The following is a 13,878-nucleotide window of genomic DNA, read 5'->3' as shown; positions in this document are numbered from 1 at the left end:
TTCGGCATGCGAGTCAGCCGCGAACCATCCGAATCAATCCTCGGCCAGGCCGAATCGTTTGGCGTTCCGCAGGCGGGCGCGCTCGGCTTCGGTCTCGCGGTTCCGGGGCTCGGCCTGGGTAACCAACGAATCGAGCAGCTGTCGGGCGACGGCAGCCACTTCATCGACGGCGCGATGGAAAGCTTCGGCATTCGCCTTGGACGGCTCGTTGAAACCGGACAGCTTGCGTACGAACTGGAGCGAGGCGGCGCGGACTTCGTCCTCGGTCGCCGGGGGTTCGAAGTTGAACAGCGTCTTAATGTTTCGGCACATGGTGGACTCCTTTTTTTGACAGCTTCTCGTTAGCTCCATCATACTTCATGAAGCCGCGCCTAGCCAGCCTGCCGTACGAATGCCGGGATCGTCTCATCCGGAATCCGCTGCGCAGACGTCGAGTTGTCGATTTTCTCGACCATCTCGTCCGGGATCCGTACCGCAGACGCCTTCTCCCTTGCTTCTGTCTACTGTCCCAGCGAGCGGGCCCCCGTTTGCTCGGACAGCGTCCTTCTCCGCCGTCCGATGCGCGCTCCCTTGGCGGCGATTCCTCCCAGAATGAGGCAGATACCCGAGACTTGGAGGAGCGAGACCGGCTCGGACAAGACGACCCGCGCCATGAGGACCGCTACCGGCAGCTCGATCGAGCCGAGCATCGACGTCAATCCGACGCTGAGGCTGGGCGCGCCAAGGTTGAAGCAGACGGTCGGTACGGCGACGCCGATCAGGCCGAGCACGATGCCGAACAGGGTGAACCAGCCCCAAGGCACGTCCGGCGAAGCCAAATAAGTCGGCGGATACACGCACAGGACGAGAATCAATGCGCCGCTGGCCATGAGGGACCCCCGCAGCCACGGACTGACCTCCGTCTCGACGCGGCCGCTGACGTACAGCGTCCCCGCGTAGGAGAAGGCGGAGCAAAGGCCGAGCGCCACGCCCAGGGCGGACAGCTTCATGAATTGTCCTCCCCAGACGTTGGCGGCAAACGAAGCGCCGAGGATCGTAATGGCGATGGCCAGCAGCGACCGGCCGTCCGGCTTCACCCTCCGGAACAGCCCATCGTACAGGACGCCGATCCAGACGAATTGAAACAAGAGCACGATGGCGATCGACGCCGGCACCAGCTTGATGGCCGCATTGAGCAGCGACCCGGTCAACCCCATTAGCGTGCCGGCAGCCATGAGCTTCAGAACGGCGTTCCGCGTCACTCTTTTGTAAGCGCCCTTGCTTCCCAAACAAGCCGCGATGCCCCAAAGGAGGAGCGTTCCCGCGGCGAATTGCCCGGCATTCACGTGACCGACTTGCAATCCGCGCGTATACCCTAGCTTCGCCAGTACGGAAACGAAGCCGTAACAGCCGGCGCCCGTCAAGACGAACGCGATCGCGAGCCAACGAGACATGAGGCACAACCCCTTCGTCTGATCGATTGGGATGGACGGAAAAATGGCGATAAAAAAACAGGGCCTCCGCCGATGACGAAAGGGGAAACCCTGCCTGAACCCGACCCTGCAAGATGCAAGTTTGAATATTTCTTTGGCCTTTCCTCTCCCTTATCCGTCCAGCCCGTTCCTAGGCAGGTCAGAGGGGAGTGCAGCCGGCCGTTCGCAGGTGCTTTTCGGCTCGTAATAGACGCCTTGCTCCGAGGAGAGGTGGAAGCCGTGCATCAGCTCGAGCGCATGATAAGCCATCTCTCCGTTCGCGCGGTGCGGTCGGCCGTTTACGATGGCGTAGGCCATGTCCACAATGCCGAGTCCCCGGCTGTTGTCTGCGAACCCGTGCGTCAGCGGAATTTCCGCGAACGCGGATTGATCGTGCCGCTTCACCAAGACCGGGCCGCCGAAGGTGTTCGGATCCGGCACGACCAGCGTGCCCGTCGACCCGTAGATCTCCATATGCGGCAGCTGCGTGCCCTGGATGTCAACGCTCGTAATGAGGGTGCCAACCGCGCCGTTCGCGAAGTCCAGCGTACCGGCGATGTGCGTCGGCACCTCGACCGGGATCTTCTTGCCGTAGTCGATATCGTTCGTAATCGTTCGTTCCGGATACGTCATCTGGGCCGAGCCGGCGACGCGCCGAACCGGGCCGATCAGGTTGATGAGCGCCGTCAAATAGTACGGCCCCATGTCGAACATCGGTCCGGCGCCGACTTGGTACAGGAAGCCCGGGTTGGCGTGCCAGCTTTCCGGACCCGAGCCCATCATGAAGGCGGTCGCCGCGACCGGCTTGCCGATCCATCCGTCGTCGATCAGCTTCCGGCAGGTCTGGATCCCGCCGCCGAGGAAGGTATCGGGGGCGCTGCCCACGAGCAGGTTCTTCCGCTTCGCCAATTCCAGTATCCGTTGCCCGTCCTCCATGCGGATCGCGAGCGGCTTTTCTCCATACGTATGCTTGCCGGCTTCAAGCGCGCGCAGGTGGAGCTCGGCGTGCGCCGCCGGAATGGTCAGGTTGATGACGATCTCGATCTCGGGGTCGGCGAGCAGCTCGTCCGCCGTGCAGGCCTTCGGAACCCCGAATTCGGCCGCGCGGGCCCGCGCGCGGTCCATATCCAGATCGGCGCACGCGACGATATCCAAGATGTCGAACTTCTTCCCCGCTTCAAAATAAATCGGGCTAATAATGCCGCAGCCGATGATGCCTGCTTTTACCTTTCTCATGCCTGTGCCCTCCTCAACCGGTGTCTTGGGGCCGTCACGGCCCCCCTTGCCTTGCAGGTGCTTGAACCCTAACGCCTGGAATGGCAGGTCCTTGAATCCTTATGCCCGGAACAGCTTCGAGATGTTCCGGTAGCTGATCTCGACGCTCTCCAATTGGCTCTTGTTCGTCATATCCTGCTCGACGAAAATGTACTTGGCCGCGCCGATTTCCCGAACCGCCTCGACGATGCCCGCGATGTCGAGCATTCCTTCCCCCACTTCCGCAAAATCGTCTTTTTTGCTCAGTTCCAAAAACCGCTCGAACGTGATGTTCGAATCCGGGCCTGCTACCTCCAGCAGGTTGACCTGCGTCGTGCCGGCAGGCAGATCCTTCTGGTGAACGAGACCGCAGCGGTCTCCCAGCTTCCGCAGGTAGGCGATCGGATCGACGCCGCCGCGCACGGCCCAGTAGGTGTCTAGCTCCATCTTAACCAGATCCTTGTCGGTATTCTCCAGGATGATGTCCATGACGTATTGGCCGCCGAACTGCTGAAACTCTTGGAAGTGGTTGTGGTAGTAGAAGTCGATGCCGCCCTTCTTGTAGGCTTCGCCATGGCGGTTCAGCACGGGGCAGAAGTCCAGCACCTCCTGCTTGTTCTTGAAGAACGCGATGCCGAGTCCGATCGAGCTGCAGCCGAGTTCCTGGTTGTAGGCGATGATCTCCTCGTACCGGTCGAGCGGCTGAATATGGCTGGAGACGACTTTCATGCCCAGCGCGTCGAGCCTTTTGCGCATCTCGGAGGCGCTCGGATTCAGTCCCTCGTCGGCGTTGTGGATGGCGATCTCGAGGTTTTGGTAACCGATCTCGGCCAGCTTCTCAAGCGTGCCCCAGTAGTCTTTTTTGAGCTCGTCTCGAACGGAATACAGTTGAAGTCCGAATTGCAAGGTCATGGGAAATCCTCCTTAGAATGAATGAGACTGAAAATACGGCGAGAATTCGTTCTTACCCGGCAGGGCCGGGCGGGCCCGTCGTCGCGGCGTCGGGCCGCAGTTTGACGTGTCGTCGGACGTTCTTGCATCACTTGGGCAGCGAGTCCGCAACTCCAGGCTTACCGCGTCTTCATCTTGTCCCAGGCCGCTTGGAACTCCGCGAGCATCTGATCTCCGTCGATCTTGCCGGCGATATGCTTCTGCATCGAAGTGCCGAACTCTTGGGCGACGCCGTCCGGGTACTTGGCCCAATGCCAGCCCAATATCTTGCCGTCGTCGATATACTTCTTCACCTCGGCGCCCAGCGCGCCCAGGTCCGCCGGGTCGAACTGAATGTTGGTGAACGCGGGAATGAACTTGAACTCCTTCGTCAGGTACCGCTGACCCTCGTCCGAGGAGACGAGCCAGTTCAGGAACTCCTTCGCTTCCTGCTTGACCGGCGACTTGTTGTAGATGACCCAGTTGTTGGCCGGTCCGACGAACAGCTTGTCGTTCAGGGCGGCGTCTTCGTTGATCGGCATCGGCATAATGCCGACGTTCATGCCGGGCGTGAGCTTGTCCAAGACGGGCTGCAGCCAGTTGCCGCCCATGTTGATCGCCCCTTTGCCGGTGGCGAACAAGGTCGACGCGTTGTTGTAATCCGTCGTCAGGGCGTTTTTGTTGCCGTACTTGATGACCAGATCGAACAGCTTCACCCAGTCCTTAAAGATCCCATTGTCGGTGAACTTGGCCGTTCCGTCGTTGAGACCCTGGATAAACGCATTGGGGTCGGGCTGCTTGGCGAACGCGTTGTTCGCGGAATGGAAGCCGAGACCGAACCAGTTGTCGAACGTGTTGACAAATGGCTGCATGCCGGCCGCTTCCAGCTTCTTTGCAACCTCTTCCAGCTGCGACAGCGTCTTCGGCAGCTCGGTGATGCCGGCTTTGGCGAACATGTCCTTGTTATAGAGGAAGCCGAGTCCCTCGAGCCCGACCGGCATGCCGTAGACTTTGCCGTCCCGGGTCATCGGCTCTTTGGCCAGCTCGACCTCGTCTTTGACCCACGGCTGATCGGACAAGTCCTCCAAATATTCCGCCCATGCATTCAGGTTGGTATAGCCCTCGTTGTTGAAGATATCGGGCATCTCTCCGGAAGCGAATCGAGCTTTCAGTTGGGTGTTGTAGTCGTCTCCGCCCAAGATCGTGTCGATTTGCAGCTTGATGCCCGGATGCGACTGTTCGTAAGACTCCTTGAGCTTGTTGAACTGCTCGGCAATCTCGACCTTGAAGTTCAGAATCTTGATCGTGACCTCTTTGGCCGGCGCGCCGGACCCTTGCGTCTCCTGTTGCGCGTCGTTCTTCCCGCCGCAGCCGGCCAGCATCGCGCCGGACAGCATCGCCACGCCTACTACCGAAGCCCACTTTCTCATCTCGCTCGCTCCCCCTCGTTTTTCGTAGCGCTACAAGGCCCATTGTAGTTGAGTTTATCGGACGCCAACACTCATGGCATTGACCGAATAGGTGGACAAATTTGCTTCTTCGCCGATTACCCTTTCACGGCCCCCGCCGTAATGCCTTGAATGATATGGCGCTGCAAGAGCAGGAAGAAGACGAGAATCGGCAGGATGCCCATCACCAGCGCGGCGAGCGCCAGGTCCCACTGCTTCATGTATTGACCGAACAGCGAGTTGGTAGCCAGTTGGATCGTCTGCAGCTCCGGCTTCTGCAGGACCAGCAGCGGCAGCAGAAAGTCGTTCCACATCCACAGGCTCTGCAGCACGAGGACGGTGACGGTCATCGGCTTCAGCAGCGGGAAGACGATGCGCCAGAAGATCCCGTAAGGCGTGCAGCCGTCCATGACGGCCGCCTCCTCGATCTCCAGCGGGATGGACTTCATGAAGCCGTGGTACAGGAAGATCGTGAAGGAGGCGCCGAGCCCCGCGTAGCAGATCATGATGCCCGGTATGCTGTTCAGCAGATGGAACCAGTTGCCCACCTTGACCAGCGGTATCATGATCGCCTGGAACGGAATGATCATCGAGGCGATGAACATCGTGAACAGGAGCCGGTTCCCCTTGGTCGGTCGGCGCAGCAGCCGGTAGGCCGCCATCGACGAGACGAGGACCATGGCGATGCCGCTGAGCGCCGTGATCAGGATCGAGTTGCGCAAGGCGCGGGGGAAATGCAGCACCTCCCAAGCGCGCTGGTAGTTGTGCCATTCCACATGCTTCGGAAGACCGGACGTATCGACGAGCAGCTCGGAGAAGCTCTTGAACGAATTGACGGCTACGAAGTAGAACGGGACCAGGAACAGCAAGGCGAGGAGGATGACCGCGATCTCGGAAGCGAATAGCTTCCCGCCGTACGGCTGGGTTCTCATTACATTTCCACCTCCCGCTTCTTCGTGATCGAGACTTGGACCAGCGTGATGACCGCGACGACCACGAAAAAGACGAACGCCTTGGCCGTGCCGAGCCCGTACCGGTTGTTCTTGAACGCCTCGTAATAGATGTCCATGGCGACCGACTCGGTCGTGCCATAGGGACCGCCCTGCGTGAGGGAATAGTTCAGATCGAACGACTTGAACGTCCAGGAGATGCTGAGAAACAGGCAAACGGTCACCGCCGGCATGATGAGCGGGAGCACGATGTTCCGCAAAATCTGCATCCCGGAAGCACCGTCGATCGCCGCGGCTTCGAGCATATCGCTCGGCACGTTGGTCAGTCCGGCGATGTAGATGACCATCAGGTAGCCCGCGCCTTGCCAGACGCTCACGATGACAAGTCCCCAGAATCCCGTCGACTCCGTGCCGAGCCAGGAGAGATTGAAAAAGCCGAAGCCGGTGGCTTGTCCGAGCGCCGGGAAGCTCTGGGTGAAAATGAACCGCCAAATAAAGCCGAGGAGCAGGCCGCCGAGCACGTTCGGCATGAAGAACAGCGTGCGCAGCCAGTTGCGGGATTTGAGCGGCTTCGACAGCAGGTAGGCGATCAGGAAGCCGAGCAAATTGCTGATCAGGACGACGGCGACCGTAAACTTCGCCGTGAACCACAGGGAGCGGCCGAAGTCGGGATCGTCGGTCAGAATCGTCTTGTAGTTGCGCAGCCCAACCCAATCGATATGGCTCGCGACGCCGTTCCAGTTGGTGAACGAATAATACAGGCCGAGCAGGAACGGCAGCACCATGACGATGGCGTACGCCAGCAGAGCGGGACCGACGAATACCGTCTGCTGCATGGGCTGAGAGGTCAACCACCTTCTCATAACAGGTTCCCCCTAATCGTGATGTGATCAAGCGACTTTAGGTCCAGTGTATCGGCCATGCCCCCGATTTCCCACTCAGGAATTTGAGCGGATAGGTGGACGATATTGACTAGACGGTGCTAGAATGAAGGCGTTTACACCAAGAGGAAGGAGCATACGGCATGACCCGACTGCGGACAAGCGTGCGCTACAAGCTGATCTCTCTGATGCTCCTCTCCATCGTCATCCCGATCGCCGCTTCGATCTTCGTCACGTACCTCTATACCAAAGAATCCGTCCGCGACCGCGCGATCGCGGAGAATACGCGGCTCCTCGCCGAAGGCAAGACCAACCTCTACAACTTCCTGACCGCCGTGAACAACGCCTCGCTCATTCTCTATTCGAATACGAATCTGGCCGGCATCCTGGCGAACGGCGTCGCCGACAACAAAGACCGCTCCAATGTCTATACCGCCCTCCAGCTGGTCTCCCAAGCCGCCGACAAGATCTACCAAGTCCTGCTCTATCTGGACAAGGACCAGATCGGCTATTTGATGTACCAGGGGAACTTCAAGAGCGGGGAGACGAATGAGCTGGCCAAAGAGACCGCCGATATCGCCCCCTATGCATCCCGAACGGTCGCGACGCATTGGAGCACCAGCTACGGGGTCCGGTTCTTTCCGGCCAGCAAGCCGGAACTAGTTTTCTCCGTCTACCGTCCGCTCTACCGCGTGCCGACGAACGAACGCATCGGCTTCCTGGCCATCGACGTCAAGGTCGCCGCGTTGCAGAAGCTGTCCGCGCAGCTCTACGACCCGAATCACGAAGACCTCTACATCCTCGATGACGCGGGGGTCGTCGTCTATGCGTCGGACGCGGCGGCGATCGGCAAGGATCCGCGCCAATCCTGGGTTCGGTCCATTCTTGGCGCCCCCGGCGCGGCAGGCAGCCTCGATCGCAAGGCGACCGGCTATAACGGCATCATCCTGTACGACAGAGTCGAGATGGCCGATCTGCATTGGACGATCGTCAAGCGGATTCCCAATCCCTATCTGTACGCCCATGCCCGCAAGCTGACCTTGATCAATACGGGCATCGCGGTGCTGTCCCTCTCCGTCGCGACGGCGGCGGTGCTTTTCGTCTCCATCCGGTTCACGCATCCGATCAAGAAGCTCATTCGCAGCATCAACAAAATTCAGACGGGTCAGTTGGAGGAGCCGATCGACGTCTCCCGGCAGGACGAGTTCGGTCAACTGGCCAAGCGTTTCCAGACGATGATGCATACGATCAACGATCTGATCATCCAGGAATACAAGCTCAAGCTGGCCAATCAGACGAATCAGCTCAAGATGCTGCAGGCGCAGATCAATCCGCACTTCATCAACAACGCGCTGCAATCCATCGGCACATCCGCTCTCGAACACGATGCCCCCGAGGTATACGAACTCGTCTCCTCCCTGGGGCAGATGATGCACTACAGCATGAACATGAAGGATACGGTCGTGCCTTTGTCCCAAGAGTTGGATTACGTGGACCACTACTTGCTGCTGCAGCGCCAACGCTTCGGGGACAAGCTGAAGGTCGAATACGCGTTGGACGAACGGGCGGGCGCGGTTCCGATCCCGAAGATGACCGTTCAGCCGCTCGTAGAAAACTACTTCAAGCACGGCTTCCACCAGTCGCAGCGCGTCGGCGTATTGCGAATCGGGACGCGGCTGCGGGGAGACGAGCTGCATATCGTGATCGAGGACAACGGGAGGGGCATCCCCGAGGACGGGCTGGCCGCCATCCGTCAAGCGTTGTCCGATCGGCGGCAGGAGCCGGGCGCCGGCGGGGACCGGATCGGACTGTTGAACGTCATGTTCCGCCTCCGGCTCTATTGCGGGGAGCGGGCGGAACTGCGCCTGGAAGGCCGCAGCCCCCAAGGGCTGCGGATTACGATGACCTTGCCGGTCACGCAGCGGGAGGAGATCGCGGGATGAGAGCCTTGATCGTCGACGATGAAAAGCATGTCCGATCGGCCGTACGCAAGCTGATCGACTGGCGGGAGTTGGGGTTCCGGGAGGTGATCGAGGCGGAGGACGGTGCGGAGGCCGTCCGCCTCATTGAGGAGCGGCGTCCGCAGCTTGTCGTGACGGATATCATGATGCCGCTCGCCTCGGGCATCGAATTGATGGCATGGATGGAGAAGCATGCGGCGGACTGCAAGAAGATCGTCATCAGCGGCTTCAACGACTTCGAATTCGTGCGCCATACCGTCAAATACGGCGGCATCGACTACCTCCTGAAGCCGATCGACCGCAAGCAGCTGCTGGACGCGGTGAGCAAAGCGGCCGCCAGCTGGCAGGAGACCGAGCGGGGCAAAAGGCAGCTGCAGGCAAAAAGCATGGAGGTCAACGAGCTCAAGCCGATGTACCGCGACAAGCTGCTGTCGCGGCTGCTGGCTGAAACGTCTTACGGCAGAGCCCCTGCCCCGGGGGAGCACTATCTCCGGGAGTTCTCTGCGCTGGCGGACATTCGGACCTGCCAAGTGGCGGCTTTCGACCTGAAGTCGCTGCCCGAACATCATCTGCGCAAATATGCGCCGAATCCGGATCTGCTCTTTTTCTCGCTGCTGAACATCTGCAACGACTTCCTGCACCCTTCCGGACAAGGGACCGCTTTCCGCAATTGGAACAGCCCCTACGAGATCGTCCTCCTGATCTGGGACGAACCGGACAGGACGGCGGCCTGGCTTCGGAAGATCGCGGATGGGATCGGCCAGACGCTCCAAGTGCAGGCGGAGTTCGGCGTCAGCCAGCCCCGCCCCTTTCCCGCCGGACTCCATCAAGCTTACGTCCAGGCGCTGGGCGCGCTGAACCGGCGCAATCTCCTGGAATCGTCGTCGCCGATCCACGAATACCAACCCGACGCGCCTTCCGTCGGCACGCTTCGCTTCGGCAAGTTCGAGGAAAAGATCCGGTTGGCCGTGCGCAGCGGCCATGCCGGCCAAATTCGCCAAAGCGTCGGCGAATGGGGCGAGACCGTCTCCGCCATGGAGCGGATTACGATGGAGCAGCTCAAATGGTGGTGGGACGAATATACCGTAGCCAGAGCGGGCTGGATCGAGGATTTTTTTCAGGAATGCCGGGAAGCGCCCCGCATGCCGGCCGAAAACGGTCCGTTCGTCCTGCCGCTCGACGAGCGCGGGCGGTTTTCGCTCCCGGTGCTGCAGGAGCGGCTGATCGGCCAATTGATCGAGCTGGCGCAGATCATGGCGTCCCTGCAAGCGCCCGGCGGCAGCCCCATGCGAGAGATCGCGCGGTATCTCGAGCTCCATTACATGAAGGAGATCACGCTGCAGGACATCTCCTCGAAATTCCACTTGAACCGGGAATACATCTCCCGCAGATTCAAGCAGGAGTTCGGGGAGACGATCGGGGACTTCACGAGCCGGGTTCGCATGGATAAGGCCAAGACGCTGCTCGCGAGCCCGCATCTCAAAATCGCGCAAATCGCGCTGATGGTCGGCTATCAGGATGAAAAGTACTTCAGCCGCGTATTCAAGAAGGTGGAGCAGATGTCGCCCAACGATTACCGGAAAAAGCTGGCGGAGGCGGAACGGAACGGCGGTTAGGTTTCAAGCGGGGGCGAATTTCTGGTATGATGGTGCGTATCTGCCGGAACGTTTGATCCCGTCCGAAAGGAGGAAACCATCCGATGAGCGCCCCGTTTAACCGCCAGGCGATCAAGTCGCTCTGCGGACGCATCGCCTTCGAAAGCGGCGAAGCCTACGCGCGCGCGGGCAGAGTGGCCTTCACCCGCTACGACGCGGAAGCCGGCCGCTACGAAGCGACGGTCAGGGGCAGCGGCAACGGCAGCTACGAGGTGAAGGCCGGCATCTCCGGGGCGGGCGACATCGCCGCGCGGTGCACCTGCCCCTCGCTCGCTTCCTACGACAAAGCATGCAACCATATCGCGGCCGTGCTGCTGGAAGTATGGGACCGGGAGTACGCCCGCCGCTCCCCGTCCGCCGCCCGCCGTCCGGCGGCGCAGGCCGCCTTCGCGGCGGACGACGCCATGACGCCGGGCGGATCGGCTCGCGAAGCGTCCGCCGAAGACGTGCTGCGGCTGTTCGAGGACAAGCCCGCTTCCCCGAGCGGAGGACGCCGGCTGTTCGACGCGCGGACGCCGCTCATTCTCGAGATCGCGTGCAAGCCGTACCGATATGCCGACGGCCGCGCGCTGATCGGGATCGAGCTCAAGGCCGGTCCGAAGCGAACGTTCGCCGTTCCGCGCATCCGCGACTTCCTGACCTGCCTGGATCGCGCCAAGTGCTATCCGTTCACCAAGCTGTTCGCCTACGATCCGGAGCTGCACCGCTTCGGCCGGGAAGACGATGATGTGCTGCGGCGGCTCGCGCAGCTCGTTCGCGACGAAGCGCTGTACCGGGAGACGGCGAGTCTATATGCACAGGGCGCGGCCAGCCGCGGAGGCGACCGGCTGCTGCTCGTGCCTCCCGCCGCTTGGCCGGACCTGATCCCGCTTCTCGAGCGCGCCCCGCTCGTTCAGACCGTGCAGGGAGAGCGGAGCTTCGACGGCTTCCGTACTTCGGACGAGCCGCTCCCGCTGCGTTTCTCCTTCGATCGCGCGGAGGAGGACGACGGCTTCCGGCTGGAGACCGAGGGGCTGAGCGAAGCCGTCATCCTGGAAGCGTACGGCGCCGTACTTGCGGAAGGCCGCGTGCACCGGATGGAGCCTGCCGCTTGCGTTCGCCTTCTCGAGCTGCAGCGCATGCTCGGCAGCGCCGGGACGCCTGGCGTCCGCATCCCGGAAGAACGGATGGAGGCGTTCATGAACCGCGTCGTGCCCGGCCTCATGCGCCTCGGCCGCGTCGTCGTCGCCGAGGCCGTGTCCGAACGCCTCGTGCAGGCGCCGCTGAAGGCGCATCTGTACCTGGACCGGGTCCGGGACCGGCTGCTCGCGGGGCTGGAGTTTCACTACGGCGATCTCGTCGTCAACCCGCTCGAGCCTGCCGACGCGGAGCGAGGCTCGCACCGGATTCTCGTGCGGGACGGGGAACGAGAGCGGCGGATTCTGGAGCTGATGGAGAGCAGCGCCTTCGCGAAAACGGAGGCGGGCTACGTCATGGGAGGCGACGAGGACGGCGAGTTTGCGTTCCTGTACGAGATCGTCCCGCAGCTCGAGCCGCTGCTCACGGTTTACGCGACATCGGCCGTCAAAGTCCGGCTGTTCCAGGGCAACGCGCCCGTGAAGGTGAAGGTCGACGTGGACGAGCGGACCGACTGGCTCGACTTCAAGTTCGAGATGGCCGGCATTCCGGAGTCGGAGATCCGGTCGCTCCTCCAATCGCTCGAGCACAAGCGGAAGTATCACCGCCTCGCCAGCGGCGCCTTGGTGCCGCTGCGGCGCCGGGACTTCGCCGAAATCGGCCGCCTGCTGGATAGCGTCGGCATCCGCAGCGCCGAGTGGAAGGAGTCGCAGCTTCGCCTTCCGGCCGCGCGCGCGCTGGGCTTGGCGGACTCGGACGACTACGGATCCTCCGTCAAGCTCGGACGGTCGCTGAGGCAGCTCCTCTCGAACGTCCGCCGCCCGGATCAAGCGGACGTTCCCGCGCCCGAGGGGCTGAACGCCGTCCTGCGGGATTATCAGACGTACGGCTACCAGTGGATGAAGACGCTCGCCGGCTACCGCTTCGGCGGCATCCTCGCCGACGACATGGGACTCGGCAAGACGGTGCAGAGCATCGCCTTCCTCGTCTCGGTCCTCGCCGAAATCCGCGAGCGCGGCACGCCGGCGCTCGTCGTCTGCCCGGCGTCGCTCATGTACAACTGGCGGAGCGAGCTGGCCAAGTTCGCCCCCGGCGTGCGCGTCGTCGTCGCGGACGGCAGCCGCAAGGAACGGGAAGCGGCGCTGCGCGACTTGTCCGGCGCCGACGTCGTGATCGCGTCGTATCCGTTGCTCCGCCGCGATATCGGCCGCTACGCGGCGGTCGATTGGCATACCCTCTTGCTGGACGAAGCGCAGGCGATCAAAAACGAGGCGACCCAGACGGCGCAAGCGGTCAAGCGCATCCGGGCGCGGCATCGCTTCGCCCTCACCGGCACGCCGATCGAGAACGCGCTGGAGGAGCTTCACGCCATCTTCGGCGCCGTCTTCCCGACGCTCCTGCCGGGCCGGCGTGCGTTCGCCGAGATGTCGCGGGCGTCGGTGGCGGAGCGGATCCGTCCGTTCGTCCTTCGCCGGGTCAAAGCCGACGTGCTGCGGGAGCTGCCGGAGAAGATCGAGTCGATCCAGACGTCCGAACTGCTGCCCGAGCAGAAAAAGCTCTACGCCGCTTACCTGGCCAAGTTGAAAAACGAAGCGCTGAAGCACCTGGACCGCGAGACGTTCCATCAGAACCGCATCCGCATCCTGGCAGGCTTGACGCGATTGCGGCAGCTGTGCTGCCACCCCGCCCTGTTTGTGGAAGACTACGCCGGCGGCTCGGCCAAGTTCGAGCTGCTTCTGGACATCCTCGAGGAGTGCCGGCGCGCGGGCAGACGGGCGCTCGTCTTTTCGCAATTCACCGAGATGCTCGGCCTCATCCGCCGGGCGCTGGGCGAGCGGGGCATCCCGCTCTTTTACCTGGACGGGCAGACGCCGGCCGCCGAACGGACCCTGCTGTGCGACCGGTTCAACGCGGGCGAGCGGGAGCTCTTCCTCGCTTCGCTCAAAGCCGGCGGGACCGGCTTGAACCTGACGGGCGCGGACACCGTCATCCTCTACGACCTCTGGTGGAATCCGGCCGTGGAGCAGCAGGCCGCGGACCGCGTGCACCGGATCGGTCAGCGCCGCGTCGTCCAGGTCATCCGGCTCGTGGCGCAAGGCACGGTGGAGGAAAAGATGCACGAGCTGCAGCAGCGCAAAAAAAATCTGATCGACGAGGTCGTCCAGCCCGGCCAGGAGGCGCTGTCCGCCCTGACCGAGCAAGAAATCCGCGAGCTCCTGTCGATCGGATAAG

Annotated in this window: 10 protein-coding genes; 3 read left to right on the top strand and 7 right to left on the bottom strand. The window is 62.0% G+C overall.

Going from position 1 to position 13,878, the window contains the following annotated elements:
• Positions 1-33: 33 nt before the first annotated feature.
• The 7 genes from LKX83_RS19780 to LKX83_RS19750 form a co-directional block, all read right to left on the bottom strand.
• Entirely contained in the window at positions 34-312 is a 279-nt protein-coding gene (locus LKX83_RS19780; protein WP_227884118.1) for a DUF2277 domain-containing protein, read from the bottom strand.
• A 188-nt stretch (positions 313-500) separates the two neighbouring features.
• Positions 501-1,433, bottom strand: a complete 933-nt coding sequence (locus LKX83_RS19775) for a DMT family transporter (RefSeq protein WP_227884113.1) — start codon at positions 1,431-1,433, stop codon at positions 501-503.
• A 150-nt stretch (positions 1,434-1,583) separates the two neighbouring features.
• Positions 1,584-2,687 carry a Gfo/Idh/MocA family protein gene (locus tag LKX83_RS19770; protein WP_227884111.1) on the bottom strand — a complete coding sequence of 368 codons (1,104 nt, stop codon included), beginning with the start codon at positions 2,685-2,687 and terminating at the stop codon, positions 1,584-1,586.
• A 99-nt stretch (positions 2,688-2,786) separates the two neighbouring features.
• Positions 2,787-3,617, bottom strand: coding sequence for a sugar phosphate isomerase/epimerase family protein (locus LKX83_RS19765; protein WP_227884110.1), 831 nt, complete (start codon positions 3,615-3,617; stop codon positions 2,787-2,789).
• A gap of 158 nt (positions 3,618-3,775) precedes the next feature.
• Positions 3,776-5,065, bottom strand: coding sequence for an ABC transporter substrate-binding protein (locus tag LKX83_RS19760; RefSeq protein ID WP_227884108.1), 1,290 nt, complete (start codon positions 5,063-5,065; stop codon positions 3,776-3,778).
• A gap of 116 nt (positions 5,066-5,181) precedes the next feature.
• Positions 5,182-6,015: a carbohydrate ABC transporter permease gene (locus tag LKX83_RS19755; RefSeq protein ID WP_227884107.1), complete on the bottom strand. Its 834-nt coding sequence runs from the start codon at positions 6,013-6,015 to the stop codon at positions 5,182-5,184.
• Positions 6,015-6,896 (bottom strand): carbohydrate ABC transporter permease, encoded by an 882-nt coding sequence (locus LKX83_RS19750; RefSeq protein ID WP_227884105.1) that lies wholly within the window; start codon positions 6,894-6,896, stop codon positions 6,015-6,017. Before LKX83_RS19750 ends, LKX83_RS19755 begins: the two co-directional genes overlap by 1 nt.
• Before the next feature lie 161 nt (positions 6,897-7,057).
• On the opposite strand from LKX83_RS19750, the gene LKX83_RS19745 reads away from it, so the two are divergent.
• From LKX83_RS19745 to LKX83_RS19735, 3 genes are all read left to right on the top strand, one after another.
• Positions 7,058-8,857 (top strand): cache domain-containing sensor histidine kinase, encoded by a 1,800-nt coding sequence (locus tag LKX83_RS19745; protein ID WP_227884104.1) that lies wholly within the window; start codon positions 7,058-7,060, stop codon positions 8,855-8,857.
• Positions 8,854-10,491: a response regulator transcription factor gene (locus LKX83_RS19740; RefSeq protein WP_227884102.1), complete on the top strand. Its 1,638-nt coding sequence runs from the start codon at positions 8,854-8,856 to the stop codon at positions 10,489-10,491. Before LKX83_RS19745 ends, LKX83_RS19740 begins: the two co-directional genes overlap by 4 nt.
• 83 nt (positions 10,492-10,574) lie before the next feature.
• On the top strand, positions 10,575-13,877 hold the full coding sequence (locus tag LKX83_RS19735; protein ID WP_227884100.1) for a DEAD/DEAH box helicase: 3,303 nt from the start codon (positions 10,575-10,577) through the stop codon (positions 13,875-13,877).
• Position 13,878 lies beyond the last annotated feature (1 nt).

This window comes from Cohnella baijiui, assembly GCF_020731285.1.
Taxonomy (GTDB): Bacteria; Bacillota; Bacilli; order Paenibacillales; family Paenibacillaceae; genus Cohnella.
Note: the sequence above shows the minus strand (reverse complement) of the source record. Positions and strands in the feature narration are given on the sequence as shown.

Excerpts from the sequence above, each read along its gene's own strand:
- LKX83_RS19765 (WP_227884110.1), bottom strand. The coding sequence starts at position 3,617 with ATGACCTTGCAATTCGGACTTCAACTGTATTCCGTTCGAGACGAGCTC.
- LKX83_RS19780 (WP_227884118.1), bottom strand. The coding sequence starts at position 312 with ATGTGCCGAAACATTAAGACGCTGTTCAACTTCGAACCCCCGGCGACC.
- LKX83_RS19775 (WP_227884113.1), bottom strand. The coding sequence starts at position 1,433 with ATGTCTCGTTGGCTCGCGATCGCGTTCGTCTTGACGGGCGCCGGCTGT.
- LKX83_RS19745 (WP_227884104.1), top strand. The coding sequence starts at position 7,058 with ATGACCCGACTGCGGACAAGCGTGCGCTACAAGCTGATCTCTCTGATG.
- LKX83_RS19770 (WP_227884111.1), bottom strand. The coding sequence starts at position 2,687 with ATGAGAAAGGTAAAAGCAGGCATCATCGGCTGCGGCATTATTAGCCCG.
- LKX83_RS19760 (WP_227884108.1), bottom strand. The coding sequence starts at position 5,065 with ATGAGAAAGTGGGCTTCGGTAGTAGGCGTGGCGATGCTGTCCGGCGCG.
- LKX83_RS19740 (WP_227884102.1), top strand. The coding sequence starts at position 8,854 with ATGAGAGCCTTGATCGTCGACGATGAAAAGCATGTCCGATCGGCCGTA.
- LKX83_RS19750 (WP_227884105.1), bottom strand. The coding sequence starts at position 6,896 with ATGAGAAGGTGGTTGACCTCTCAGCCCATGCAGCAGACGGTATTCGTC.
- LKX83_RS19735 (WP_227884100.1), top strand. The coding sequence starts at position 10,575 with ATGAGCGCCCCGTTTAACCGCCAGGCGATCAAGTCGCTCTGCGGACGC.
- LKX83_RS19755 (WP_227884107.1), bottom strand. The coding sequence starts at position 6,015 with ATGAGAACCCAGCCGTACGGCGGGAAGCTATTCGCTTCCGAGATCGCG.